The following is a 25,826-nucleotide window of genomic DNA, read 5'->3' as shown; positions in this document are numbered from 1 at the left end:
GGTCATCGCGTTTCAACGATGGAGTTTCAAACCCGAGAGCTTTTCCTGCGGTGCTTTTTGTCTTCAACCGCGATGGTCGCGGGGTCTGCGTCGCGCAGCAATCGGTCCTCGCCCGACAAACACACGAACCGCTGCCCGCGCATGCGGCCAATCAGGGTCAGGCCAACCTCGCGCGCGATCTCGACACCCCAGGCGGTAAAACCGGACCGGGACGCCAGAACCGGGATGCCCATCATCGCGGTTTTGATCACCATTTCCGAGGTCAGACGGCCAGTAGTATAAAGGATTTTGTCATCTGCCGCTGCGCCTTCCGACAGCATCCAACCCGCGATCTTGTCGACCGCATTGTGACGGCCCACATCCTCCATATAGACCAGTGGCCGGTTTTCATGGCACAGGACCGTACCGTGAATTGCACCTGCCTCAAGATACAAAGAAGGTGTTCGATTGATCTTGGCCGCAAGATCATACAGCCACGAGGTTCGCACCTGAACTTGCGGCAGTCGAACGCCCTCTAGCCCCTCCATCATGTCACCGAACACCGTGCCCACTGCGCAACCGCTGGTGCGGGTCTTTTTCTTTAGCTTGTCTTCGTAGGACGTCTCGCGCGCGGTGCGGACCACGACGGTTTCCAGATCGTCGTCATAGTCGACGCGGGTAATTTCGTCATCCGCCAATAGCATGCCCTGATTGCGCAGAAAGCCCAGCGCCAGGTATTCCGGATAATCGCCGATCGTCATCGCAGTCACGATTTCCTGCGCGTTGAGGAAGATCGTCAGGGGCCGCTCTTCCACGACCGAGATCCGGCTGACGGCGCCATTCTGGTCTACGCCATCAACCGCGCGGGTCAGACGCTCCGCGCCGGGATCGGGGGCGATGACGTAATCCGAGGCATCTATTTCCTTAGCCAATTGCAACCCTCTTCCAAGACCGATACTGCTGCGGCCAACACCATAGGATCAAGACATGGCAAGCACCACATCCAAGTCATACTATTGGAAGGGTTTTCGCGACGGGACCCCGTTTATCTTCGTCGCTATCCCCTTCGGTACCCTGTTTGGGGTCTTTGCAACTGAAACCGGGTTGACCATCATCCAGACGATGGCATTCACCGCCACCGTTTTTGCCGGAGCCGCGCAGTTCGCGGCGCTGCAATTGCTGCAGGACAATACGCCCACCGTGATCATTCTGGCGTCGGCTCTGGCGGTAAATCTGCGCATGGCAATGTATTCAGCCTCGCTGACTCCATATCTGGGGTCGGCACCGCTGTGGCAAAGGGCATTCGCCGCCTATCTGATCGTCGACCAATCCTATGCCTGCAGCATCGTTCGGTTCGAGAAAGAGCCACTCATGACCACGCCCCAGCGCATGGCCTATTTTCTGGGCTCGGTCACGCCAATCACGCCATTGTGGATTTTAGCCACGTTTCTGGGCGCGGTACTGGGCACCAAGATTCCCGAAAGCTGGGCGCTGGATTTCGCGCTGCCGATCACTTTTCTGGCGATGATTGGACCGATGCTGCGCACCATGCCTCATGTCGTTACGGCACTCGTAGCGATAACCGTGTCGCTGTTGACGGTTGCTGTGCCGTATAATCTTGGTCTGCTGATCGCAGGATGCGTGGGCATGATGGCCGGGGCGCAGGCTGAATTGTGGACGCTCAAGAAAGAAGCAACGTCATGAATTCTGTCGACACTGTCACCATGTGGGTCATCATCGTTGGGCTGGCGCTTGGCAGCTACGGACTGCGGTTCGTGTTCATCGGGCTGGTCGGCGACCGTGCAATGCCGCCCTGGGTCCTGCGCCATCTTCGTTATACCGCGGTGGCAATCCTGCCTGCCTTGATTGCCCCGCTGGTGGTCTGGCCGACCGCAACCGAAGGACAACCGGACGTCAGCCGTATGGCTGCAGCCACTGTTGCGCTGGTTGTCGGGCTGATTACGAAGAACGTGCTTGCGGCAATCTTTACCGGTGCCGGTACGTTGTATGGGTTGCTGTACCTATTGGGATGATGTCGCGTCCAACTCATTGAGACGGGCATTGTTAAATGCCAGCCCCTGTTGCAAGTCGGCGTCGTCGAATTCTCGGTACTCCGCAGTTTCGACACCCGGCAACTGCGCGAACTGGTCAGACAGATTGATGGGGTAAAACGTGGTCCCGATCTGCTCGAAACCGGGAACTTGCTGCAAAAGCTGTGCGGTAGAATTTGCGCAGAACGCGCCTGCCACTGGCCCCATTTGCTTGGCTAGTTGCAAAGCAAGTTCGGCCTGCTGCGGAGAGACTTCTACCGTCTGAATGCGCGCATAATGCGTTTCCCGCGCGTGGCTGCTGCGATAGGCACGTTCCACGGCCGGGGTAATCCCATACAGCACATCGTTTTTCACCGGAACGATATCCGCCCGGAACGATCCTGCCGGGTCAAAAATCACGCGTTCGCTGCCACTGATCATAAGCGACGTGTGCGCGCCCGATCCAGTTCGGGTGTTGATCATTGTGTACAGCGTCAGCGTTGACGGACCCGGGTCCCGGTAGGACCGGGCTGAAATCTCGGACTGATCCGCCTGTGGCCGCTGCGATCCGGTGCATCCAGCCACAGTTACCGCCAACAGGCAGGCAAGCAAAATCCTGACCACGGTTTACCCCGCTTTTCAGTTAAGAGGCAAAGACCGCCAGAAACAGACAAAGAATGGCAATCGCAACCACACACCACGTGATGGCCTTGATAAACCCATTGAAAGTCTTGGTTTGAACGTTGATGTCCATGTCGCCGTGCTTGTGTTCAGCCATGAGTATAAGAGTCCTAGTTCGCGTGTTTGAAGTGTTGAATAATCGAAAATCCAAAGGCTGTCACCACGTCATTCGGGCGCAGGGGCCAGCGGTCCGAGTACCGAGCACCCAGGATATCCGAACCCCCAACGCCATGGCAGGCCGGAACACGGGCCACCGCCTAAGCGGACCGCTGTGAACATTGCCTCGGCAGCAAGTGAATGAGCGGTCCGAATCTGGTCGGGCGTCATGTCATAGCGCTCGGCGTAGCCTTCGGCATTGTCATCGCCGTGTTGTTTGACGCAGTTGCGCAGGGCATCGTCTGCTGCCATGCGTGCCTCAAAACTGTCATCGGCCTGCGTCGCACCGCCTGCATTGTGATACGCGCGGTCATGCGTCACGCAGCAATATTCCCAAGGGGGATGTACCTCATACAGCGCGCGAAACTTTGGGAAGGTCTCGGCCACAAAGCGCCAACTGGTAGACAGACCGCCGGAACACCCGTCTGTTTCGAAAGGAACCGGAGCGGCCTCACCCTTTTGCGCAATCAAGGCGCGATGCGCGGGCATCTCAATCGTGCGCATAAAATCCTGCGCCACAGCAGGTGCAGCCGCCAGCACAAAAGCAACCGCCAGGCTATGGGCTTGCATCGCGCATTGCCTGCGTATCGACGGACATACCGAAGGTGGTCGCGAGCCACAGCAGCAACCGCTCTGCCGGACCCATTTCCGCCCGCACCCGCAAAACCTCGTTGGCCATTGCAGGGCGGTCGGTGATCAGTCCATCCACACCCATCGAGGCCATGGCTGACATCTGCAACGGATCGTTGACGGTCCAGACGTAAATGTCCTTTCCCGCCTCTTGAACCGAGCGCACGAGCCTTGGCGTCGCCATCGCCGCGTTGACCGCCACAAATTCGCCTTCCAGCCCGGTCAGGTCACCAATGGCCGTTGCTGCCAGAACACCGGCGCGCCAATCGGGACGGATGGACTTCATCTTTTGCACTGCCGGGTATTTCAGTGACATGGTCGCAATGTCGTCCTGCATCCCCATCTCTTCGACAAGGGCCGCGACGCGGTTTTCCAGATCGACATCGTGGCCGTAATACTTCAGCTCGATGATGACCTTGGATTTACCTTTTGCGGCCTCCAGCACCTCGCGCAGCGTCGGCGTGCGTTCCTCGGCGTATTCGGGGCCGTACCAGCTACCGATATCGATCTGGGCGATGTCCTCCATCGTCGCATCCCAAACCTTGAGGTCAACACCTGCCAGCTTCATGAAATCACTGTCATGGGCTACGATAACCACGTCATCCGCCGTTTCCTGCACATCGATTTCGACCCAATCCGCGCCGTCCTCAATTGCCTTGCGTACAGATGCCATCGTGTTTTCGGGCCGCAGCGCGGCGGCCCCCCGGTGACCGATGACCTCGGCACGGTCCGGTGCCTGTATGCGCTCCAGCAAATGCTGCCCGAACCAACCCCCAATCAGCAAGGCAGCCAGCGCCAAACCAACCGCCGTAAACAACTGCGCCCGCAGGCGGCGCGGCTCGGGGTGTGGGGGTTCTGATGTTTGTGTCTCAAAGAAACCGTCCAGCAGTATTGCCAAAGCTCCAAGGGCAGTGGCGGCCAGGATCAACCCCGCGAGCGTCCAAAGACCAACGATCAGCAAAAAGTATGTCAGCGCCAAACGCAGGTGATTGGTGCCTTGCAGCGGCACGAAATCGAAAAGCACTCCTGCCACCCAGGCTATCAGGGCTGCGATCACCAGCCTCACGATCAACCACACAGCCAGCTCGATTTTGAGACGCCCGCGCTTGCCCTCCATCCGGAGCGCGCTGATGTTGAAAGCACTTGCGGGGTGGACGTTTTCGAACAGCACCAGATGCAACGACAGCGCCCAAGCCGACAGGCGCCGGATCAGCACCCAAGCCATCACCAGAAGGACCGCACCGATCAGCACCACTGCCACCCAGAAGGAGGGCGGGTGGAACGTGAGATAGTAATTGATATCGTATTCCGTAAGCGTCCACCACGCGATCACCGCAGCCACAACGACAAATGGCAGCACCAGCACCAGAATGCGCAGCACAAATCGTACCGCAAAACCAAAAAGCGACGGCAATCGGGACAAGATCAGACCGATGGCAGAGCTGCCAGCGCGCCATGGGTCGCGTTCTTTCATCCGCAAAGACCCAGCCATGACGGAAAAGACAAACACCTCGGCCAATAGAAACAGGCTGAGCACGACAACGGCGGCGACAAACCCGGCAGGCGATAGGATGAACGCGGCGATGTCCTGATCGGTCACAGCGGTCTGGTTCGACAGCAACACCGCAAGGTTGACCGTGATCGCCACACCCGGCGCGATCAAGGCGATCAACAACAGACGCATAACAAGATAGATGGGTATGAACACGCGGCGACGTGCCCACGCTCCCTTATAGGCGGTTGAAACGGTTGTAAAACTGGACACGTGAGGCCCCCTGGAATGACTAACTCATTCAAGGCTGCGAAGACGTGAATTGCAAGTCAGCGGATCAGCTTTCTTCTAAATCCGCCGCCAGCCGGAACCCGATGCGATTGGCGGGCTTGTCCTGAACGGATTTGGGCAATGCGCGCAGCATCACGTTCAACTGGCTGACATGCTGCACCAACTGGGTTCGTGCCCCGGTCGCGTCCGAGCCGTAAAATGTGATGATATCGGGATCAAAATATCCCATCCCTTCGATCCGCATCACGCCAGCATCGCCGCCGGTAAATCCCATGGCGACCTCGTGATCTGCGTCCAGTGTCTTTTCAAAGTTCTGTATGTAGAGAATCAGCCGCTCATAAGCCCATTGTGCGGGGCTTTTGCTGGCGACAGGTTTTTTCAGTTGTCCGGGCAGATCCTTTGCACCGGATTCGGCGTTCGGGCTTGCATGCACTTCATAGCAACGAGGCAAGGCCGCAGCCTCTGCAGCTTCGGCCGACGTTTCGATTTTGTCCTGCATCGCTTTACCTTTTGCGCTGAAATTCCCACGCCCCATCCGCGCGCCGTGTGCGGGTGACAATTCCAATGTGGTAGAGATGATTCAGATGTGCAACCGCTTCGACCAGCGCAAGCCCGTACTCCCCTTCGCCGATCTGGCGTTTAAACAAAGGGGTAAAGCACGCGGCCGCGGTTTTTGGTGTGTCCAGAAAATCCTGTAACCGCTCAAGCGCGCTGTGATGATTTTCGATCAGCTGCTTCATCCGGATAGGAAGACCGGTGAAGGGCAGCTTATGACCGCCAAGTGCCAGTTGTTCAGGCCGGGCCAGTTCTTTCAACCGTTCACAGGCTTCCAGCCATTCAGCCACTGGATCCGCCATCGGTTCAGTAACATAGACGCCCAGATTGGGGCTGATCGAGCTGAGGATCTGGTCGCCCGTGATCACCAGATCATCGTCGCGGCTCCAGAATGTAGCATGTTCCGGGGCATGGCCGTTGCCCATGTGCACGTCCCAGTCCCGCCCGCCCATACGAATCACGTTGCCCTGTTTGATCCGGGTAAATCCCAACGGCATCGGGTAGACGGTGTCACAGAAATTGAATGGCCGCTGCGTCATCCGTTTGGCCAGGAATTCAGCATCCATCCCGGCACTTCGATAATAGTCGAGTGTTTCCTGTGGCCAGCTTTCCTGCACATCCAGTTGCAACATGCGCGCGAACAGCCAGGCCGTACGGGTTGTGACCAGTTCCGCGCCATGCTCGGACTGGAACCACCCCGCATTGCCGATATGGTCGGGATGGTGATGCGTCACGACGATCCGGGTGATCGGCTTGCCGCCCAAAGGTCCGGCCATCAGCGACTCCCATATCCGGCGTGTCTTGTTCGAAGACATGCCCGTATCGATCACGGTCCATCCATCACCATCGTTCAGCGCGTAGACATTGACGTGATCCAGTGCCATGGGCAGCGGCAAGCGCATCCACAACACACCTTGGGCTATCTCAACCGCCTCACCCTCTGCCGGAGGGTCAGGCCAAGGGTATCGGATCGCCAAGGGGGTATTTCCGTCCATCACGCTGCCAGTTCTTCGGCGCTGAGTGCATATAGGTCATCCGCACCATTCTGCACCTGAACCAGAAGACCGGTATGTTCAGGCAGCAGCGCATTGATGTAGTAACGCGCAAGTTTAAAACGCGGACCACCGGGGTCGGTCAGCGCCGCCTTTAGATGATAATGCGCGCCCAGAACACGGGCAAAGGCGTGCAGATAGGGCACCGCACCAGCGAACCGCGCGTTCATGTCAGACTGCGCCACGATCCACTCGGTTGTTTCGCGCAGGCTCTCGGTGGCCTCCCAAACCGGGCCAGCCAGATTCGGCATCGTAGCGCGGGCCTGTTCGGCGTGGTCCTCGATCTCATCCAGAAGGCGCGATGCGGCCTCCCCCCCATCCATCATTTTGCGCGCCACAAGGTCCATGGCCTGAACGCCGTTGGTGCCCTCGTAAATCGCCGTCACGCGGACATCACGGTAGTATTGCGCAGCGCCGGTTTCTTCAACAAACCCCATGCCGCCGTGAACCTGCACGCCGGTCTCAGCCACGCGTATCCCTGTCTCTGTCCCGAAGGCCTTGCAGATCGGCGTCAGCAATGCGGCCCTGGCCTTCCATTCGGCATCCCCAGTTGCATTCGCCATATCAATCGCAGCCGCATTGGCCAGCATGATGGCACGCGCGGCAAAGGTATCGGCGCGCATGCCCATTAGCATCCGACGCACATCCGCATGGTCCACAATTGTACCCGAGGGCGTCTTGCCCTGCTTGCGCTCCATCGCATAGGCCAGCGCGTGCTGATAGGCACCTTCAGCAGCACCCACACCCTGACCGCCCACACCAAGACGGGCATTGTTCATCATCGTAAACATCGCGGCCATACCGCCATGTTCCTCGCCCACAAGCCAACCCTTGGCGCCGTCATACTGCATCACGCAGGTCGGCGAACCATGCAGGCCCATTTTGTGCTCGACCGAGACAACTTTCAGATCGTTGGCCACACCGGGGTTGCCATTCTCATCGGGCAGGAACTTCGGCACCAGAAACAGCGAAATCCCTTTGGTTCCGGGCACCCCATCGGGCAGGCGTGCCAGCACAAGGTGGCAAACATTTTCCGTGAAATCGTTGTCGCCCCATGAGATGAAGATTTTCTGCCCTGTAACCGAATAGGTTCCGTCTCCGTTTGCTTCGGCCTTCGTGGTCAGCGCGCCGACATCCGAGCCCGCGCCCGCCTCGGTCAGGTTCATCGTGCCGGCCCACTCACCCGACATCATCTTGGGCAGGTAAAGCGCCTTTAACTCGTCACTTGCGTGGTGTTCCAGTGCCTCGATCTGCCCCTGGGTCATCAGCGGTGCCAGTTGCAAGGACAAGCAGGCCGCCGACATCATCTCATTCACCGCAGTGGTCAGAGTCATCGGCAGGCCCATGCCGCCATATTCCGGATCGCCGCTCATCCCGACCCAGCCACCTTCGGCAATTGCCTTCCAGCCGTCAGCATAGCCCGGAGAGGTTCGCATCACACCATTTTCCAGACGCGCAGGCTCAAGATCACCGGGACGCTGCAAGGGGGCCATCACCTCTTCGCTCAGTTTGCCTGCCTCCGTCAGGATCGCGCTGACCACATCCTCGCTGGCGTCCGAGAATTTTTCGGTCGCCGCGATGTGATCGAATCCCACAACGTGGCGGAACAACACTTCGTAGTCGGAGATGGGGGCACGGTATGGCATGTCTTCCCTCGGGTTTGTCTGACGTGTTTTCGCGGCTGGGGTTGGAAAATCCAACACCCACCTTTATGCATCCGGTATTAAGTGAATACCTAACCGGACCCATGTTACACGCAATCAAAACGCGGCGTCACCAGATATGATCCCTAACGGCACTTTGGATTTGTCCGCCGATCCCGACGGAATCGCGCAGGCGGCTGACCTGCTGCGACAAGGCCTGCTGGTCGCCTTTGCCACCGAAACGGTCTATGGGCTAGGCGGCGACGCATGCAACGGCAGGGCCGTGGCCAGCATCTACGCGGCAAAAGGGCGGCCCAGTTTTAACCCCCTAATAGCGCATGTGTCATCTGCCGAGGCGGCACGCCGTTTCGTGCAATGGTCCGATATGGCCGAGACACTGGCCGCGGCTTTCTGGCCCGGTCCCCTGACCATGGTTCTGCCGTTGAAAGAGGGGCACCGGATTTCTTCACTGGTGACCGCCGGGTTGGATACGCTTGCGGTTCGCGTGCCGGCACACGGTACCGCGCGGGCGCTGCTTACTGCTTTTGGTGGCCCGGTCGCGGCACCCTCGGCCAACCCCTCTGGTCAGATCAGCCCAACAACAGCCGATCACGTACGTTCGGGTCTTGGAGGGCGCATTGCCGCCATTCTGGACGACGGCCCGTGTGGCGTCGGTGTGGAATCCACCATCGTCGGACTGGCCGGAGAGCCCAGCCTTCTGCGTCCCGGCGGTGTAGCACTGGAAGACATCGAATCCGTTCTGGGCACGCGGTTGCACCTGCATCAGGCCGGAGATCTGCTGACCGCTCCGGGCCAGCTTCAATCGCACTATGCCCCGGACGCTCCGGTGCGCCTGAACGCTGAAAGCCCCCAAGGTGATGAGGTTTTGCTGGGCTTTGGCCCGGTCCCGTGCGATCTGAACCTATCAGAGGCGGGCGATCTGGACGAAGCGGCAGCCAATTTGTTCTCGGCCCTGCACACGCTGAACGCGACAGGCCGTCCAATCGCCGTTTCTCCGATACCGGATCAGGGTCTGGGTGTGGCCATCAACGACCGTTTGCGTCGCGCCGCAGCGCCACGCGACACGTGATCAGGCGCGCCCGGCGCTGGCCGACAGGGTTAGCGGGTCCACACCCAGCGTGGCCAATGCGGCCTCCCACTTGCCATCATCGGGCACGTCGAACACAAGTTTCGATGTCGCCTCAGTGGTCAGCCAGCCATTCATCGCGATCTCTTCCTCCAACTGGCCGGGCCCCCAACCGGAATAGCCCAGCGCCAGTGTTGAATTCAAAGGCCCCCGCCCCGAGGCCAGATCTTCGAGTATGTCCAGCGTTGCCGTCATGCTGAAATCATCTGAAATCTGCATCGAATGCAGGTTAGCCTCATAATCGGCGCTGTGCAGGACAAAGCCGCGCGACATCTCGACCGGCCCACCGAAATGCACCAGACGTTCACCCACGACAGGGATGCGGCAAGCGATATTCAGCTGGCTCAGCAGGGTTTTGATCCGCAAATCCGATGGCTTGTTCACAATCAGCCCCATCGCCCCTTCATCACCATGGCTGCAAATGAAAACAACCGAGTGATCGAAGCGCGGGTCACCCATGCCGGGCATCGCAATCAACAGTTTTCCAGTCAGGTCCATTGAATTTTGACTCTCGCTTCGTCCCCTTTCAACAATGGCCCCGGCATGTGGGGATTGGCAAGGGATCAAGCCACATTTCGCCAGATTTCATCCATGTGACCGGAACGTGACTTGGAATCACGGCCCAAAGCGCGCATTTATTACATATGAAGCGTTTTCTTAAGTCGACTGCAGTCGCGCTGACCGCCTGTGTCATGCTGAACGCCCCTGCTCAAGCGCAGCGGGTGGACGGCGTTGTGAAACTGGATATTCTTGATGGCGGACGTACGGCCACTGGCACCTATCTTGGCGCGCTCAGGTTGACGTTGCAGGATGGGTGGAAAACCTATTGGCGCGCGCCCGGAGATGCAGGCATTCCGCCACAGTTTGATTGGCAGAGTTCGCAGAATGTTGGTGACGTTTCGATCACCTGGCCTGCACCCGAGGTGTTTGTTCAAAACGGGCTACAGTCCATCGGCTACGCCAATCAACTGGTGCTACCAGTTGAAATCACCCCCCGCAACCCGGCCAAACCTGTGCGGCTGCGCGGGGACATGGATTTGGGCGTCTGCAAGGATGTCTGCATTCCCGAACGTTTGGATTTCGACCATATGCTGGACGCCAATGCTGCGCGCAACCCGGCAATCGCCGCTGCGCTGGCGCAGCGTCCCTTCTCGGCAAAAGAGGCGCGCGTTTCTGCCGCCAGCTGCCACCTGACCCCTACGGCGGATGGCATGCAAATCGAAGCCCGCGTTACTATGCCCTCGGCCGGTGGACGCGAAGTTGCCGTGATTGAGCCGGGCGATCCGGCATTGTGGACTTCTCAGCCCGAGACGACACGCCAAGGCGATACGCTGATTGCCACATCCGAGGTGATCAGCGCCGCGGGCGGATCTTTTGCCTTGGACCGATCTGACATTCGGATCACGGTTCTGGGTGCCAAACACGCGGTCGACATTCAGGGATGCAGCGCGGGCTGAAGCATGCAGAAAACTCCGAAGATCGGCGCGCTTGCCGTCGTGGTGCACAATGCGCGTGTCCTGCTTGTGCAACGCAGCAAGCAACCTGATGCTGGGCTTTGGGGTTTTCCCGGCGGTCACGTCGAATGGGGTGAGACTGTGATGCAGGCAGCGCAGCGGGAATTGCATGAGGAAACCTCGATCATCGCCGAGCCGCTGCACTACCTCGATAACCTGGACTTACTGCGCCACGACGATCAGGGCAGCGTGCAGTCACACTATTTGCTGGTCGGGGTCGCCTGCCAATACCGATCGGGCACGCCCTTGGCCGGAGATGACGCGCAGGACGCCCGCTGGTTCCCAATTGAACGGATCAGGCAAGGCGATCTGCAAATGAGCAACCGGGTTATCGACCTTTTGGAAACCGCACTACGTCAGTCTTAAACTGCCCGCCCCCGTAGCCGTACATACAGCAGACCGGACAGTACAAAGCTGACCAACAGGATTGGTACAGCCCCGGCAACGAAAGCACCCAGCCCCATTTGCAGGGCCACAAAACTCTCGGCCCCTCCGTATAGCCCCGAAAGCAGGCCGAACGGCGTGCCAGCGATCGCAGGCCAGATCATTGTCACGCCGAACCAGACCAACAGCGCAAGCGCAGTGGCCCCCACCGCGCCTTGCACCACCCGATCCGGCGCACGCAGCGCGCGGCGCATCGCTGTCATCGGGCGCGACAGGTCGCTCAGAATAGCCAGCAGTGCCGGGACCAGCAACAGCACCAGCAACATTCCGAAGCCCAACCCATAAACCAGCGTGATCACCGTGGGTTTGAGAAACTGCGCCTGTGTGGAGCTTTCGTATAGCAACGGCGTCAGCCCCAGAACCGTAGTAAGTGTCGTCAGCATCACCGGGCGCAAACGGTCTGCCGTACCCTCGACAATTGAAGGCACCAGCCCGCGCTCCTGCTGGTAGCCATCGATGGTCGTTACCAATACGATCGAGTCGTTGATGATGATCCCGGTCATCCCCAGCAGGCCGATCACGGTGAACATGCTCAGCGGCACATCCCAGATGTAATGCCCCCAGATCGCGCCTACCAACCCAAAAGGAATGATCGCCATCACCACCACGGGCCGCGTCCAGCTGGCAAAGACCCAAGCCAAAACAAGGTAGATACCTGTCAGACACAGGATCAGCCCTGTGCGCGCCTCGGACAAGAATTCATTTTCTTGCTCGCTCAGGCCTGACATCTGCCATTCGACTTGCCGCTCGGATGCGATCTTGGGCAAAATCTCTTCGCCCATAGCGCGCTCAATCTCAGCAGCGCGGGCCGGATCATCCTCTGAAATGTCTCCGTTCACTGTCAAAACCCGCAGCCCGTTTTCGCGTCGGATGCTTGAAAATCCCGCTTTCCGTTCCACCGATACGATGTCGGCCAAGGGCACATAAACACCGTCTGGGGTGCGCATCAGTGTACGTTCAAGGAAATCAGCGGTCAGTTCGTTTTCGGGTAGTTCGACACGTATCTCGGCACTGCGCGGGCCATCAGGGAATGTTGCCGCCTCGATACCGTTGAGCCGATCCCGCAGCACGCGGCCCAGCGTTTCAATCCGGAAGCCGAGCGCCTCACCTTTCGCAGTCAGGTCCAGAATGAACTCTTCCTTGTCATAGGCGAGGTTGTCTTCAAGCGCCGAAACCTCGGGGTATTTTGACAATTCCGCCTGCAAATCCTCGGACGCCTGTTTCAGCGCGCCCAGATCGGCACCAGAGAGTTGCACGTCGATCGCATCCCCACCGGGACCAGACCGCCAGCCACGGAAACTGAGCAGTTCGACCTTTGGGTGGCGGGGCACGTGATCCCGCAAATCGGCCACAAATTCAAAACTGGAATAAGGGCGCAGATCGGCGTCAATCAACTCAACCGAGATTCCGCCCAGCAGGTCGGCATCCTTGCCATCGGCAGCAGACAGGCCGCGACCGGCGGTACCCCCGACCTCGGCCAGAACATATTCGATTGGGTTGCGTCCGTGGCGCTCTTCGTAGATTTGGCCCATTTCTTCGACCGCCACCTGCAGCTGACGCATCATGGCAAGCGTGTCATCACGGGTCGCGCCTTCGACCATGATGAAGTTCCCTGTCACCGATCCCTGTTCGGGTGCATTGAAAAAGCGCCAGTTCACGTCGCCCTTGATAAACAGGGCGATCTGGCTGGACAGTATCACCACCATGATCGCGACAACCACGTATCGTGCCCGGACGACCCAACCGATCAACGGTCGAAACAGCGTGTCCCGCACCCAGCGGAAACCGCGATTGACCACGCGATTGGGCAAGTCGTACCAGTGTTCCTTGGCGGAATGCTTAATCGCATGGGCCATGTGGTTGGGCAGGATCAGGAAGCATTCGATCAACGAGGCGATCAGAACCGCGATAACAGTGAAAGGGATGTCATAGATCAACTCTCCGAACCGGCCACCAATTGCGGTCAGCCCAAAAAACGCGATCACGGTGGTCAGCGTTGCAGCAAAAACCGGCATCGCCATGCGCTGCGCTGCCCGCTCAGCAGCCACGACTGGCGCTTCGCCCAGCCGTCGGGCACGGAAATCCGCATGTTCCCCGACGACAATGGCATCGTCCACAACTATACCCAGCGTGATGATCAGCCCGAACAGCGAGACCATGTTGATCGACAACCCGCCAATATACATGAACGCAATGGCGGCTGACATCGCCACAGGAATACCCGCCGCCACCCAGAAGGCGATACGAGCGTTCAAAAACAGAAACAGCAAACAAACCACAAGCCCCAGACCCACCAACCCATTATCGACAAGAATATCGAGACGGTCGGTGATGGCTTGGGCGCGTGTTCGGATCAACTCGGCCGTGACGCCTTCGGGCAGGCTGGCCTGCATTTCGGCCACCACATCCTCAACCGTGTGCTGCACCTTGATCGCGTCACCCAGGTTCGAGCGGTCCACGCGCACCGACATGGCCGGGTTTTCGCCTACATAATAGCTGCGGTTACGGTTGACGCCCTCAACTCTGATCTTGGCTACATCGCCTACATAAAGTTTCGACCCATCGGCAAAGTTCCGCAGCGCGATGCTTTCGATCTCTTCCGGGGTGCGCTTTTCTGTCCCGGTACGGATGCGGGCATTGGCCCCTGTGACATCTCCGGCCGGGTTGGTGATCGCCTCGGCCGCTATGGCTTGGGCAATCTCGGACAGGGTGATGTCATTTGCGATCAACTGCGCCGTTGGCACTTCGACCACCACGCGCGGCGCGGCAAGACCCCGGATCGTGGTGCGGGTTACTCCGGCCGCAAACAGGCGATTGATCAGTTCATCCGTGAACTTGGCCAGTTGATCCGGATCAACAGGGCCGGTGACAACCACATCCGTAACCCGATCGCGCCACGCACCGCGCCGGATCGTTGGCTCTTCGGCATCTTCCGGCAGGTTGGTTACACCGTCGACAGCGGTTCTGACTTCGTCGACCGCCCGCGACATGTCCCAGTTAGGCTCGAACTCAAGACGGATGTGGGCAGACCCCTCGCGCGAGGTTGAGGTCGTGTCGGTTACGCCTTCTACTGCAAGAAGCTCCGGCTCCAGAAGCTGAACGATGCCGCTATCCACATCTTCTGGCCCGGCACCCTCCCACGAGACCCGAACGTCCACGCGCTCAAGTATCACATCGGGGAAGAATTGGGCGCGCATCGAGGGGATCGCCGCCGCGCCCAGAACAAGCATCAGCAGCAGAAGAAGGTTGGCCACCGTGCGATGCCGGGTAAAGTAGCTGAGAATTCCACCCGCCGCGCCGGGGATTTTGCGCATCATCGCGCTTACCCTCCGGCCCGCGTCTCGATGCTGCGCACCAAAGAGGCGGGAACCTTGACCTCGTTCAACTGTCCCAAAACGCGTGCCTTCATGTCATTGGGCATCTGGTCGCTTGCCTCAACCTGCGCCACCAGTTGCGCGCGCAGCTCATCCGACAGTTCCACCATGTCGGGGTCGGCATTGGCCTCAACCCGCAATGGCCGCACCCGGACCCCGCCACCCAACAAGGGCGTCCGGCCAACAACGACCTCACGCCCGTCGAGCCCGTCTCCTCGCAGCAAAACGTCGTCCCCTTGACGGCGGATCAGTTGCACCGGCAGAACCTCTAACCGGTCATCCGCGCCAAGAACTAACACAGTGCCGGCCGAGTCCAGAACCGATGACGGCAGTCGCACCACGTTGTCCAATGATTGTTCTTCGACGGTGACTGTTACGAAATCACCCGGTTTGAAGCCCGGCGCATCATCCAGCCGCGCGTAAATCAGGCGACCTGTCTGACCTTCACCGGCCGAGCCGCTGTCACGACTGATGCGCCCCTTGGCCGTCAGATCAGTTCCAGTCACCTCAAGCGAAACAGTTACCGGAGCGTCGATCAACTTGCCGCCTGCGTCCAACAAGCGCACATATTGTGCAGTCGAGACACGGAACGCGACCTCCAATGCGTTGGGATCTACTAATTCCGCCAGTTTTTCATTGGCTGATACCAGCCGCCCTTCGACCAAGGAAACATCGGTCAATGTCCCGTCGAACCCTGCGCGAACCGTCATGTCGTCCAGATCACGTTCTGCGGCCTCAAGCGCGATGCGGGCGCGAGACAGTAGGGTGGCGGCCTGATCAACGCGGGACTCGGCCTGCGCCAGCGCAATGCGGCGGGCCAGAACGGATTGCTGGGCGGCAGCCTCGGCCAGTTCCGCCTCTTCCACGGCGGCAGGTGTTCCGACGCCGCGGCTTTGCAGGTTTTCCTGACGCTGCAAGGCACGCCCGCGCAATTCAGCCTGCGCGGTGGCCGAGTTCAGCTCATCCTGTGCCAAGAGCAGTGAGCGTTCCGCGTCACGCTCTTCGAACTGCGCATCCAACAGATCGGACTTGGCCCGATCCAGCGCTGATTGCGCATCAGCCGGATCAAGTTCTACCAAGACCTCTCCGGCTTGAACGACGCCACCATCCTCGAAATCTTCCGCCAGCGCGATGACCCGACCGCCGAGCGCTGCGCGCAGTTCCAACCGACGACGGCTTTGCACCTCGCCAAAGGCTTCGAGGTAAGGTGTAACTGTCTGAAATTCTGCACGCTGCACGCTGACAGCGAAGGTACGTTCACGCGCCTCGGGTGGGGCACTATCCCTGTTCAAAGCCTCTTGCACCGCGCTGGCGATGAGTTGAACCGCGACAAACAACAGTGCCAGCGTCAGAAACGCCAGAAAGACACCAAAAAGGCTTTGCCTTAAGAATCGCATCAGTCACTTACCCCGGTCGCATCAGGCTGCCATCTGAAAAAGGTAGCCGGGCAAAGGAAAATGCCAAGCCACAAAGCGGTTTCAACCAGTTATACGCGCGTCCAGTCTACTTCCGTCGAAGATGTTCGTCCAATCGGGGCATTATTTCCACGAAATTGCAGGGTCGGTGGCGATAATCGAACTGTTTTTCCAAAATTCCGTCCCACGCGTCTTTGCAGGCCCCGGGGCTGCCGGGTAACGCAAACAGATAGGTACCCTGTGCCACGCCGCCTGTCGCGCGCGATTGTACGGCCGATGTGCCGATCTTTTCCATGGACACAATGGTGAAAACCGTGCTGAACGCCTCGATTTCCTTTTCATAGACGTCTCGATGCGCCTCAACCGTCACATCGCGGCCGGTCAGGCCTGTACCGCCAGTCGAAATTACAACGTCGATATCGGGATCACCGACCCACAGCCGTAGTTGCGCCGCGATTTCGGCGCGCTCATCCCGGATGATCTTGCGATCCGCCACCAAATGGCCCGCGCGTTCGATCCGGTCGACCAGTGTTTGGCCAGAACGATCTTCGTCCAGCGAGCGTGTGTCCGAGACTGTCAGAACGGCGATCCGGACCGGGATGAATTCAATGCTCTCGTCAATGCGCGACATATGGCGTCAGGCCCTTTCCATTATGGCAAGCCGGACGGCGAGGGCTGTAAAGATACCCCCGGTTGTCCAGCCCATGATACGTGAGGCACGCGGGTTCGAGATCAGAACCCTACCCGCGCCACCGGCAAAAATGCCAACCATCCCATTCACCACGAAACCGCCCAGCGCGATGATTACGCCGAATATCAGAAATTGCGGCAGGATCGGGCCGTTGGCGGGGTTCACGAATTGAGGAATAAAAGCCAGCACAAAAAGGATGACCTTGGGGTTGGTCAGGTTCACCACCATTCCGTCGCGAAACGCGTAACGCGTCGGCTTTGAAGGTGTTTCGGAGGTCATCGCCCCGTGCCGGATCACGCCCCACGCCAGGTACAGCAGATACGCCACGCCCACCCAACGGATTACGTCGAACAGCCACGGCATGCTGGAGACCACGGCTCCCAGCCCGAGCCCGGCCAACAGCACATGCACCATCAGGCCAATAGAGATTCCGGCGCTAGCCACCAAAGCCGGTTTGGCACCAGACCGCAGCCCCTGACCCAGGCAGAACATCATATCCGCGCCGGGGGTAAAGTTTAGCGCCAGAGCAGCCGGGATGAACGCCAGCAGGGTGACCGTCTCGATCATATGGAGACCTCAAACCAGTTTACCGTTGGCCCCAGATTGGCAACCTGAGTGCGGCCCAAAGTTCCGCGATAACCCCAACCGTCGTGGATATGTCCGCAAAAAGCGTATTGTGGCTGCAACCGTTCCACCGCATCCCGCACGGCCACTGACCCCACCGCATCACCCATGGATGTGACATCGCCATACCCTTTTGGGGGAGAATGCGAAATAAGGATATCTGAGGCTTCGCAACGCTCCAGCAGCTCAGCGGCTTCGGCCTCGGTCAAATCACAGGACCAGTCACCAAAAGGCGTGACGGGTACGCCATAGCCCAGACCGAACAGCCGCAGACCATCCAGCGTCATACCGGTGCCGTGCAGTACATGGCCGCCCTCGGGTGCAGCCTCGGTCAGGTCCTGCACGCTTTCTGCATTGCCGGGCACCATGACAAAAGGCGCTGTGATTTCGGACAGCATCGCCATCGCCTGATCCAAGCCCTGCCGCATATTGCAGAAATCGCCGGCCCCGATCACAAGATCGGCCTCGGCGCTTGCCGCGACGATCTCAGCCGCGCGCGGGCGGGCCATGTGCAGGTCCGAAAAAGCCAGAACGCGCATCACTTGCCCTCCAACCAGGCTTGTAACTCCAGCAGATCCGCCCAGGCGTGGCGCTTCATCAGCGGTTGGCGCAGCAAGTAGGCGGGGTGGAACATCGGGATGACCGGCAAGCTCAGCGCTTGTTCCCATTGTCCGCGCAGCCGGGTGATGCCGCGTTTGCCCAAGACCGCCTGACAGCTGATATTACCCATGATCACCAGAACTTCGGGTTTGGCCAATGCGACATGCCGTTCGAGGAAGGGTTTCATCATCCCGATCTCTTCCGGCTTGGGGTCTCGGTTCTGAGGCGGCCGCCACGGCAGGACATTGGTGATATAGACGTTCTGTTTACGATCCAGATCAATCGCTGCCAGCATCCGGTCCAGCAATTGCCCCGCGCGTCCGACAAATGGCTTTCCTTCACGGTCTTCTTCGCGGCCCGGTGCTTCGCCGATGATCATAACCCGCGCGCCGGGTGTGCCGTCGGAAAAAACCAGTTGCCGCGCGCCGCGTTTCAACTCACAATGCTCAAAACCGTCCATAGCCGCGCGCAGCTGATCAAGCGACCCGGAACTTTGCGCCGCCGCCTTCGCAACTGCAACCGGGTCAAGCTGCTTGGGCTTTTCCGGTGCGGCTTGGGATACAGTGGCTTTTTTGACCTTAGGCGTTGTGTCAGGCAGCGCGTATCGGTCCACCGGTGCATCACCGATCGCCTCCGTCGCGCCCAGTTCTATCTGCCAGTCCAGCAGCGCCCGCGCAGTATGATAGTCCATAGCCGATTCCATAGCCCTCAATCTAACCAGCTTTTGTCCGAGGGAAAGCGAATAGGCCTTGATCGGGCCGTTCATCGCGCCGACCATCAAGACATTCATGATTGTGCTGTTTCGATTCTTTTTTGTTTTTGCGCTGCTGGGCACGCTCGGCGGCCCAGCTTTTGCGCAGCTCTTTGAACGGGACGGTCAATGCAGGCCCGGGCAAACCAAATGCGGTTTTCGCTGCTGTTCAGGCGCGCAGAGATGCAGCTTTGACGGCCACTGCATACCGTTGGGCGGAACCTATTGCGGCGGTGGGCGAAGCTGCGGCCCGTTTGAACGCTGCGTCGCGGGGGGCACGCGCTGCGCGCCAGCCGGGCCAAATAAATGTACGTCGCGCGTGGATTGCCCGGGGGGTACGTTTTGCAATGCACGTGGCGAGTGTGAACCCACAACACCCGGAGCTGACCCGAACGCACCGACCGACGGTCTTCTTAAAGTGTGCGACGATGGTCTGGTCTGTGGCGATGGGTCTTCGTGCTTGCCGGGTGGCGGATGCTCGCGCCCCGGATGGTTCGTGTGCGAAGAAACGGGCTCGCAATGCCGCCCGGGGTTTAAGTGTTCAGAACATCAAGGTTGTGTCCCGATGAACGCCATCGACTGCGGCTATGCCAAATGGTGCAAACCCGGCGAGCAATGCCTGCCCGATGGCGGATGCGAGAAACTGCCGGAAGGAACCGAACCGTAGGTTGCCTCGGCCTCCGCAGCTTCTTATAAGCGGTTCGATTGTCAGACAGGAGCCCGCCCATGCGTTTCGCCCATCGTCACCTTCTTGGCATCGAGCATCTGTCGCAATCCGATATTACCGCCATCCTTGATCTGGCCGAGACATATGTCGACCTGAACCGACAATCGACAAAACGATCCGACGTGCTGTCGGGGCTGACCCAGATAAACATGTTCTTTGAAAATTCGACCCGCACGCAGGCCAGCTTTGAAATCGCAGGCAAACGGCTGGGCGCGGATGTGATGAACATGGCGATGCAGGCCAGTTCGATCAAAAAGGGGGAAACCCTGATCGACACTGCAATGACTCTGAACGCGATGCATCCCGATCTGCTGGTGGTGCGCCATCCGCATTCAGGTGCCGTCGATCTGCTGGCGCAGAAAGTGAATTGCGCGGTTCTGAACGCAGGCGATGGCAAACATGAACATCCGACGCAGGCGCTGTTGGATGCGTTGACCATTCGTCGCGCCAAGGGTCGTCTGCACCGTCTGAACATCGCCATTTGCGGCGATGTTGCACATTCCCGTGTGGCGCGCTCGAACCTGATCCTGCTGGGCAAGATGGAAAACCGCATTCGCCTGATCGGCCCGCCAACGCTGGTCCCCGGCCATTTCGCCGATTTCGGGGCTGAGGTTTATGACGATATGAACGAAGGTCTAAAAGACGTCGATGTGGTCATGATGCTGCGCCTTCAGAAAGAGCGTATGGATGGCGGCTTTATCCCGTCAGAGCGCGAATACTACCATCGCTATGGTTTGGACGCCGCAAAATTGGCGCTGGCCAAGCCCGACGCCATCGTCATGCATCCCGGTCCGATGAACCGCGGGGTTGAGATTGATGGCACGCTGGCCGACGACATCAACCGATCCGTTATCCAAGACCAGGTCGAAATGGGTGTCGCCGTCCGCATGGCCGCGATGGAATTGCTGGCCCGCAACCTGCGCGAGGCGGCATGAGCAAGCTGACCATTGCCCCCCATGAACGCGGTGTGATCCGCATTTTCTCACTGGATATGCGCCCTGAAGAGGCGAAGTTCCTGCGCGAACCCGGCGCGGCTGATCAGGTCTTGGGCGTTGAGGGGCTGGATTCAGGTCAGATCGACGTTTTTCCGGTATCGGACCTCGAGGACCTTGGGCTTTTTGGCTATCTGAACGACGGCTGCGGTGTGTCTGCCGATCAGCTGGATCATAAAGGGCTTGAGGCAATTGAAGGCTGGGTGATGGTGGTTCGAAGCGCTGCGTTCGGCGGGCGTGCCGCCACTCTGACTCCGGACAAACGCTTGCGCCTGATCGGGTTCTACACCGAAGAGGCGACCAACTGGACCGGTGACCCGATTCAGACTGAAAGCGCCAAGCCGTTTTCTGCCCCTCAAACCGCGCCGCAAGACAACAAGCCCCGCCGCGTCGGCTCAGCCATTGTGGCGCTGGTAGTCCTTTTGGCAGTCGGAGGTGCCCTATGGCTGATCCTGTGACCTTTGCCCCCGACAGGGGTGCCTATATCCGCACGAACACGTGGTTGGCCGCCGTTGCCATGGCGGGCGCGATGATCGTACTTTGGCTGATCGGCAATCCCTATCCCTGGACCGGCGCGCCCGCGGGCCTTGCGGCCATCGGCCTGCGCGCATGGTATCTGGCATCCGAAGAACTGGTCGCCACGTGGGAGATGACTGATACCGCCCTCACCGGTCCTGGCCCACGCAAAGTGGCGTTGACCCATATTGAGGCCGTCAACACCATGGGAAGCTTTGTTCAGATCGTCACAAAAAACGGCGACAAACATCTGATCAAGTATCAGGCCAATCCCGCCGCTACCAAAGCCGCCATCGAAAGGGCCATGGCATGACCAACCTGATCTTCACCAACGCGCGCCTGATCGATCCAGAAACCGGTACGGACAGCCCCGGTTGGCTGCGGGTGACCAATGGCCGGATTGCCGCGCGCGGTGAAGGCGATGCCCCGACCACCGAGGCGAAGGCCATTGATTGCGATGGGAAATGCCTTGCCCCCGGCATCGTCGATATCGGCGTCAAAGTGTGTGAGCCCGGTGAGAGGCACAAGGAAAGCTATAAAACTGCCGGTCTGGCAGCGGCGGCCGGAGGTGTGACCACGATCGTCACCCGTCCGGATACCACTCCGGCTATCGACACCCCTGAAAGCCTGGAATTTGTCACGCGACGCGCGCAGTCGGACTCACCAGTCAACGTGCTGCCGATGGCGGCTTTGACCAAGGGCCGTGACGGGCGCGAGATGACCGAAATCGGCTTTCTGCAAGATGCCGGTGCGGTTGCCTTTACCGATTGCGACCACGTGGTCTTAAATACCAAAGTGTTTTCCCGCGCCCTGACCTATGCGCGATCCTGCGGCGCGCTGGTCATCGCCCATCCGCAGGAGCCAACGCTCAGCAGCGGCGCTGCCGCAACCAGCGGCAAATTCGCAACCCTGCGCGGTTTGCCAGCTGTTTCGCCCATGGCCGAGCGTATGGGCCTGGATCGAGACATCGCCTTGCTTGAGATGACAGGCGCCAAGTACCACGCCGATCAGATCACCACCGCCCGCGCCCTGCCCGCGCTGGAGCGCGCCAAGCGCAACGGGCTGGGCATCACTGCCGGGACTTCAGTTCACCACCTTACCCTGAATGAGCTGGACGTGGCCGACTATCGCACCTTCTTCAAGGTCAAGCCGCCGCTGCGGTCCGAAGACGACCGGCTCGCCGTGATTGAGGCTGTGCAGTCCGGTCTGATCGACACGATCAGCTCAATGCACACACCGCAGGACGAAGAGAGCAAACGCCTGCCGTTTGAAGAGGCTGCCTCGGGCGCGGTGGCTCTTGAAACGTTACTGCCTGCGGTGTTGCGGCTCTACCATGCGGGGTACCTGGACCTCCCCACCCTGTTCCGGGCCATGGCCTTGAATCCAGCGAAACGGTTAGGTCTGGACAGTGGCCGGTTGTCACAAGGCGCACCTGCCGATCTGGTACTGTTCGACCCGGACGTGCCGTTTGTACTGGACCGTTTCTCGCTAAAATCGAAATCGCAGAACACACCGTTTGACGGCCAAAGGATGCAGGGTAAGGTCACCGCAACCTACGTCGCAGGACAAGAAGTGTACCGGAGAGCCTGATGCCATCAATTGACAGTTCGATGACCCAGTTGCTCCTCTGGGCAGTGCTCGGCTATCTGATGGGTTCAATCCCGTTTGGCATGATTATCGCACGGGTCATGGGGCTGGGCAATTTGCGCAGCATCGGATCGGGCAATATCGGCGCAACCAATGTACTGCGCACCGGGAACAAACCCGCCGCTGCGCTGACATTGCTTTTCGACGCCGCCAAAGGCGCAATCGCCGTCTTGCTGGCCCGTGCGCTGGCACAGGAAGACGCCGCACAGATCGCGGCGCTGGCCGCGTTTCTGGGTCATTGTTTTCCTGTTTGGCTGGGGTTCAAGGGCGGCAAGGGCGTGGCAACCTTTCTTGGCCTTTGGCTGGCACTCGACTGGCGTGTTGGGGTGGCCTGCTGCCTGACGTGGCTGGTTGCGGCTGCAATATGGCGGATTTCCTCGCTGGGTGCGTTGGTGGCCGCTGCAATGTCTGCTGTATGGGTCCTGTCCCTGACGGATGGCTCAGCCCTTGCACTGAGTATCATGCTGACCGTTCTTGTGTTTTGGCGCCACCGGGCCAACCTTGTGCGGATCAAGGCCGGCACTGAACCTAAAATCGGTCAATCTTGAACGCTCCTGATACCTTTCTGAGCGCCTTTTTCGCGATTCCCGCGGGGTCGTCTACCGGCCAAAGCAATGGCAAGCGCTATGTCGTAAGCCGTTCGGAACTGGCCGGGGGCAAATCCCAAAAGCTGGTCGCGCACGAGCTTGGCGGCAACGATTACATCAGCCTGAACCTATATTTGACACGCGCCAGCGGTGCCCTGTTGCGCCCCTGCGAGATGCCCGCAGAAAAAGTGGTCAAATTTGTGCTGGGCTTCAGACCCGATCGGCAAGCTGAATCTGTGCATATTTGAACAGTTCAATCTTTGTTACCACACAATCACAATTGATTGCTTTGAACGTGAAGAGATCACTGCCCAAGTAGGCTGCGTGCCGGACAATTGCTGACCGCACATGAAAAAAAATCCAAAGGGGCACCAGCCGCAATTCCGGCGGCAGAGGGTGCCTAAGTTCACGAAAGGTGAAACAAATGAACAAGTTCAAATCCATCCTGGGCGGGGTTGCCTTGTCCGTCGCAATCGCAAGCTCGGCCATGGCAGCAGGCGTTGAACTGAACGCAAGCTCGACCGGTCTTGCAATGCAGGGCTATGACCCGGTTGCCTATTTCACCGAAGGCGCACCGACCAAAGGTGACTACCGCATCTCCGCACTGCACAACGACGCTCTGTACCGTTTTGCAACCGAAGAAAACAAAGCGGCGTTCGAAGCCAACCCGGAAGCTTACCTGCCTGCATACGGCGGTTACTGCGCATTCGGCGCGGCCATGGGCTTCAAGTTCGACGGTGACCCGACCTACTGGAAAATCGTTGACAACAAACTGTACCTGAACCTGTCCCAGGACATCCAGGAACGTTGGGAAGGCGACATCCCGGGCTTCATCGAAAAAGCCAGCGCCAACTGGGAAACCATTGCTGACAAAGAGCCGGCAGAACTGCAGCAGTAAATCAGCTGAGTTTGAAAAGCATTCGGCGGCGAGTCACCTCGCCGCCTTTTCTTTTTCGGCAGACCTCATGAACTGCTGTATGCGACGTTCTGCAAGTCCAATGTGCGTTTATGCCTGCGTCACCAACTCGACGATTTCGGATCAAAAGGATAGGCTTGGAAGTGATCATGATAGTATTCCGCGCCTCCTTTCAGGGCTAAATGGCAGGTCAATAAATAAACAGCCCGGCCCCGACAGGCCGGGTCTTTTGTCAAAGCTCCAGAACCGTGCTGCCGGTGGTCTGGCGCGCCTCAAGCGCGCGGTGGGCGTCAGCCACTTGTTCCAGCGGAAAGCGCTGGTCGATGTGGATTTTCACCTCTCCGCCCTCGACCTTGCCGAATAGCCGTCGCGCCATAGCCTGACAGACAGCGTGATCGGCAATATGCGTAAAAAGAGTCGGGCGCGTGATCTTGAGCGACCCTTTCTTGGCCAATATTCCCAGATCGATCAGCGGCACCGGTCCCGAGGCATTGCCAAACGATATCATCATCCCAAGGGGCTTGAGGCAGTCCAGCGACCCGGTGAAGGTATCCGCCCCGATTGAATCCATCACCACGTCCACGCCTTTGCCCCCGGTGAGTTCGGCCACACGTTCAGCAAAGTTTTCGGTCCGGTAATTGATACAGTGGGCTGCGCCATTGAATTGCGCCAGGCTGCATTTTTCGTCGGTTCCGGCGGTGCCTATAAGGGTGATACCTTCGGATTTGGCCCATTGGCAGGCGATCAGCCCCACGCCACCAGCAGCTGCGTGAAAAAGGACGGTGTCCCCGCGTTTTAACGGCGTGGTGCGGTGAAACAGGTATTCGACCGTCATCCCCTTGAGCATCATCGCGGCCGCTGCGTCAAATCCAATCTCGTCTGGCAAAGGGCACACCTGCGCCGCAGGCATCACCCGTGCCTCGCAATAGGCACCGGGAGGGGCCGCTGCATATGCCGCCCGCTGGCCGGGTTCCAGGTGAGTCACGCCTTCGCCCACGGCCTCGATCACGCCTGCGGCTTCCATGCCCAAGGCATGCGGCAGATCCAACGGATAAAGTCCTGAACGCTGATAGACATCGATAAAGTTCAACCCGCAAGCATTGTGACGAATACGAACTTCTCCGGGGCCGGGATCGCCCAGCGGCCGGTCTTCGATCCTTAATACTTCCGGGCCGCCATGTTCGTGAATGACGACGGTTCTTGCCGTTTGATGCATGCTGACCTCCTGTTGCCTGCAACCAAGCTAACACGCCTGAGAATCAGGGCAATCGGCTCTGTTTCGTATCAAGCAACCAAAAGGCGAAAAAATGTGATATACTCACTATCGGGCGTTGCCGGCTGGTCCGGCCAAGGGCAACCCGTGCCGGATTCA

General features: G+C 59.1%; 28 protein-coding genes. 12 read left to right on the top strand and 16 right to left on the bottom strand.

Annotated elements, in window-relative coordinates; genetic code table 11:
* Positions 1–26: 26 nt before the first annotated feature.
* Positions 27–911, bottom strand: coding sequence for a formate dehydrogenase accessory sulfurtransferase FdhD (locus AVO44_RS14050; protein WP_082677508.1), 885 nt, complete (start codon positions 909–911; stop codon positions 27–29).
* 55 nt (positions 912–966) lie between these two features.
* Between AVO44_RS14050 and AVO44_RS14045 the strand changes: the two genes are divergently transcribed.
* Both AVO44_RS14045 and AVO44_RS14040 read left to right on the top strand, forming a co-directional pair.
* Positions 967–1,683, top strand: a complete 717-nt coding sequence (locus tag AVO44_RS14045; RefSeq protein ID WP_068338036.1) for an AzlC family ABC transporter permease — start codon at positions 967–969, stop codon at positions 1,681–1,683.
* Positions 1,680–2,012: an AzlD domain-containing protein gene (locus AVO44_RS14040; protein ID WP_068338034.1), complete on the top strand. Its 333-nt coding sequence runs from the start codon at positions 1,680–1,682 to the stop codon at positions 2,010–2,012. Before AVO44_RS14045 ends, AVO44_RS14040 begins: the two co-directional genes overlap by 4 nt.
* Here AVO44_RS14040 and AVO44_RS14035 read toward each other — a convergent pair.
* From AVO44_RS14035 to AVO44_RS14005, 7 genes are all read right to left on the bottom strand, one after another.
* Entirely contained in the window at positions 2,001–2,633 is a 633-nt protein-coding gene (locus AVO44_RS14035; RefSeq protein ID WP_068338032.1) for a hypothetical protein, read from the bottom strand. The two genes, AVO44_RS14040 and AVO44_RS14035, sit on opposite strands and share 12 nt — an antisense overlap.
* Before the next feature lie 19 nt (positions 2,634–2,652).
* On the bottom strand, positions 2,653–2,787 hold the full coding sequence (locus AVO44_RS14030) for an aa3-type cytochrome c oxidase subunit IV (protein ID WP_068338030.1): 135 nt from the start codon (positions 2,785–2,787) through the stop codon (positions 2,653–2,655).
* A gap of 68 nt (positions 2,788–2,855) precedes the next feature.
* Positions 2,856–3,416: a hypothetical protein gene (locus AVO44_RS14025; protein WP_068338028.1), complete on the bottom strand. Its 561-nt coding sequence runs from the start codon at positions 3,414–3,416 to the stop codon at positions 2,856–2,858.
* Entirely contained in the window at positions 3,403–5,241 is a 1,839-nt protein-coding gene (locus AVO44_RS14020; RefSeq protein ID WP_068338026.1) for a glycerophosphodiester phosphodiesterase, read from the bottom strand. Before AVO44_RS14020 ends, AVO44_RS14025 begins: the two co-directional genes overlap by 14 nt.
* A gap of 64 nt (positions 5,242–5,305) precedes the next feature.
* A complete protein-coding gene (locus AVO44_RS14015) occupies positions 5,306–5,758 on the bottom strand; it encodes a DUF6173 family protein (protein ID WP_068338023.1) in 453 nt (150 codons plus the stop codon).
* Positions 5,759–5,762: 4 nt separating this feature from the next.
* Positions 5,763–6,809: an MBL fold metallo-hydrolase gene (locus AVO44_RS14010; protein ID WP_068338021.1), complete on the bottom strand. Its 1,047-nt coding sequence runs from the start codon at positions 6,807–6,809 to the stop codon at positions 5,763–5,765.
* The gene (locus AVO44_RS14005; protein ID WP_068338020.1) at positions 6,809–8,512 is read right to left on the bottom strand and encodes an acyl-CoA dehydrogenase family protein; all 1,704 of its coding nucleotides are present in this window, start codon (positions 8,510–8,512) and stop codon (positions 6,809–6,811) included. Before AVO44_RS14005 ends, AVO44_RS14010 begins: the two co-directional genes overlap by 1 nt.
* Positions 8,513–8,648: 136 nt before the next feature.
* Here AVO44_RS14005 and AVO44_RS14000 point away from each other — a divergent pair, with 136 nt between their 5' ends.
* Complete coding sequence (locus AVO44_RS14000; RefSeq protein WP_068338018.1) at positions 8,649–9,599, top strand: L-threonylcarbamoyladenylate synthase; 951 nt, start codon at positions 8,649–8,651, stop codon at positions 9,597–9,599.
* Here the strand turns inward: AVO44_RS14000 and AVO44_RS13995 are convergent, their stop codons facing one another.
* Complete coding sequence (locus tag AVO44_RS13995) at positions 9,600–10,154, bottom strand: YqgE/AlgH family protein (RefSeq protein ID WP_068338016.1); 555 nt, start codon at positions 10,152–10,154, stop codon at positions 9,600–9,602.
* Between the two features lie 146 nt (positions 10,155–10,300).
* Here AVO44_RS13995 and AVO44_RS13990 point away from each other — a divergent pair, with 146 nt between their 5' ends.
* Both AVO44_RS13990 and AVO44_RS13985 read left to right on the top strand, forming a co-directional pair.
* A complete protein-coding gene (locus AVO44_RS13990) occupies positions 10,301–11,113 on the top strand; it encodes a protein-disulfide reductase DsbD domain-containing protein (protein ID WP_068338015.1) in 813 nt (270 codons plus the stop codon).
* Positions 11,114–11,116: 3 nt separating this feature from the next.
* Complete coding sequence (locus AVO44_RS13985) at positions 11,117–11,536, top strand: NUDIX hydrolase (protein WP_068338014.1); 420 nt, start codon at positions 11,117–11,119, stop codon at positions 11,534–11,536.
* Here the strand turns inward: AVO44_RS13985 and AVO44_RS13980 are convergent.
* The 6 genes from AVO44_RS13980 to AVO44_RS13955 all read right to left on the bottom strand — a co-directional run bounded on the left by AVO44_RS13980 (position 11,533) and on the right by AVO44_RS13955 (position 19,021).
* The gene (locus AVO44_RS13980) at positions 11,533–14,931 is read right to left on the bottom strand and encodes an efflux RND transporter permease subunit (RefSeq protein WP_068338013.1); all 3,399 of its coding nucleotides are present in this window, start codon (positions 14,929–14,931) and stop codon (positions 11,533–11,535) included. The two genes, AVO44_RS13985 and AVO44_RS13980, sit on opposite strands and share 4 nt — an antisense overlap.
* A gap of 5 nt (positions 14,932–14,936) precedes the next feature.
* Complete coding sequence (locus AVO44_RS13975; protein ID WP_068338012.1) at positions 14,937–16,385, bottom strand: efflux RND transporter periplasmic adaptor subunit; 1,449 nt, start codon at positions 16,383–16,385, stop codon at positions 14,937–14,939.
* A gap of 106 nt (positions 16,386–16,491) precedes the next feature.
* Positions 16,492–17,034 (bottom strand): molybdenum cofactor biosynthesis protein B, encoded by a 543-nt coding sequence (gene moaB / locus AVO44_RS13970; protein ID WP_068338006.1) that lies wholly within the window; start codon positions 17,032–17,034, stop codon positions 16,492–16,494.
* 6 nt (positions 17,035–17,040) lie between these two features.
* A complete protein-coding gene (locus AVO44_RS13965; protein WP_068338004.1) occupies positions 17,041–17,661 on the bottom strand; it encodes a LysE family translocator in 621 nt (206 codons plus the stop codon).
* Positions 17,658–18,257, bottom strand: a complete 600-nt coding sequence (locus tag AVO44_RS13960) for a metallophosphoesterase family protein (protein WP_068338002.1) — start codon at positions 18,255–18,257, stop codon at positions 17,658–17,660. The genes AVO44_RS13965 and AVO44_RS13960 overlap by 4 nt, the downstream gene beginning before the upstream one ends.
* A complete protein-coding gene (locus tag AVO44_RS13955; protein ID WP_068338355.1) occupies positions 18,257–19,021 on the bottom strand; it encodes a uracil-DNA glycosylase in 765 nt (254 codons plus the stop codon). The genes AVO44_RS13960 and AVO44_RS13955 overlap by 1 nt, the downstream gene beginning before the upstream one ends.
* A gap of 774 nt (positions 19,022–19,795) precedes the next feature.
* Between AVO44_RS13955 and AVO44_RS13945 the strand changes: the two genes are divergently transcribed.
* The 7 genes from AVO44_RS13945 to AVO44_RS13915 all read left to right on the top strand — a co-directional run bounded on the left by AVO44_RS13945 (position 19,796) and on the right by AVO44_RS13915 (position 24,436).
* Entirely contained in the window at positions 19,796–20,731 is a 936-nt protein-coding gene (locus AVO44_RS13945; protein ID WP_068337998.1) for an aspartate carbamoyltransferase catalytic subunit, read from the top strand.
* Complete coding sequence (locus AVO44_RS13940) at positions 20,728–21,246, top strand: hypothetical protein (RefSeq protein ID WP_068337996.1); 519 nt, start codon at positions 20,728–20,730, stop codon at positions 21,244–21,246. Before AVO44_RS13945 ends, AVO44_RS13940 begins: the two co-directional genes overlap by 4 nt.
* Positions 21,231–21,617 (top strand): hypothetical protein, encoded by a 387-nt coding sequence (locus AVO44_RS13935; protein ID WP_068337994.1) that lies wholly within the window; start codon positions 21,231–21,233, stop codon positions 21,615–21,617. The genes AVO44_RS13940 and AVO44_RS13935 overlap by 16 nt, the downstream gene beginning before the upstream one ends.
* Positions 21,614–22,894, top strand: coding sequence for a dihydroorotase (pyrC, locus tag AVO44_RS13930; RefSeq protein ID WP_068337992.1), 1,281 nt, complete (start codon positions 21,614–21,616; stop codon positions 22,892–22,894). Before AVO44_RS13935 ends, pyrC begins: the two co-directional genes overlap by 4 nt.
* Positions 22,894–23,499 (top strand): glycerol-3-phosphate 1-O-acyltransferase PlsY, encoded by a 606-nt coding sequence (plsY, locus tag AVO44_RS13925; protein WP_068337990.1) that lies wholly within the window; start codon positions 22,894–22,896, stop codon positions 23,497–23,499. Before pyrC ends, plsY begins: the two co-directional genes overlap by 1 nt.
* Positions 23,496–23,786: a hypothetical protein gene (locus tag AVO44_RS13920; RefSeq protein WP_082677501.1), complete on the top strand. Its 291-nt coding sequence runs from the start codon at positions 23,496–23,498 to the stop codon at positions 23,784–23,786. The genes plsY and AVO44_RS13920 overlap by 4 nt, the downstream gene beginning before the upstream one ends.
* 176 nt (positions 23,787–23,962) lie before the next feature.
* The gene (locus AVO44_RS13915; RefSeq protein WP_068337989.1) at positions 23,963–24,436 is read left to right on the top strand and encodes a YHS domain-containing (seleno)protein; all 474 of its coding nucleotides are present in this window, start codon (positions 23,963–23,965) and stop codon (positions 24,434–24,436) included.
* A gap of 250 nt (positions 24,437–24,686) precedes the next feature.
* On the opposite strand, the gene AVO44_RS13910 is transcribed toward AVO44_RS13915, so the two are convergent.
* Entirely contained in the window at positions 24,687–25,670 is a 984-nt protein-coding gene (locus AVO44_RS13910) for a quinone oxidoreductase family protein (protein WP_068337988.1), read from the bottom strand.
* Positions 25,671–25,826: the final 156 nt, after the last annotated feature.

The sequence above is a fragment of the Ruegeria profundi genome (genome assembly GCF_001507545.1).
Lineage (GTDB): Bacteria > Pseudomonadota > Alphaproteobacteria > Rhodobacterales > Rhodobacteraceae > Ruegeria > Ruegeria profundi.
This window is presented reverse-complemented; position numbering and strand designations above follow the sequence as displayed.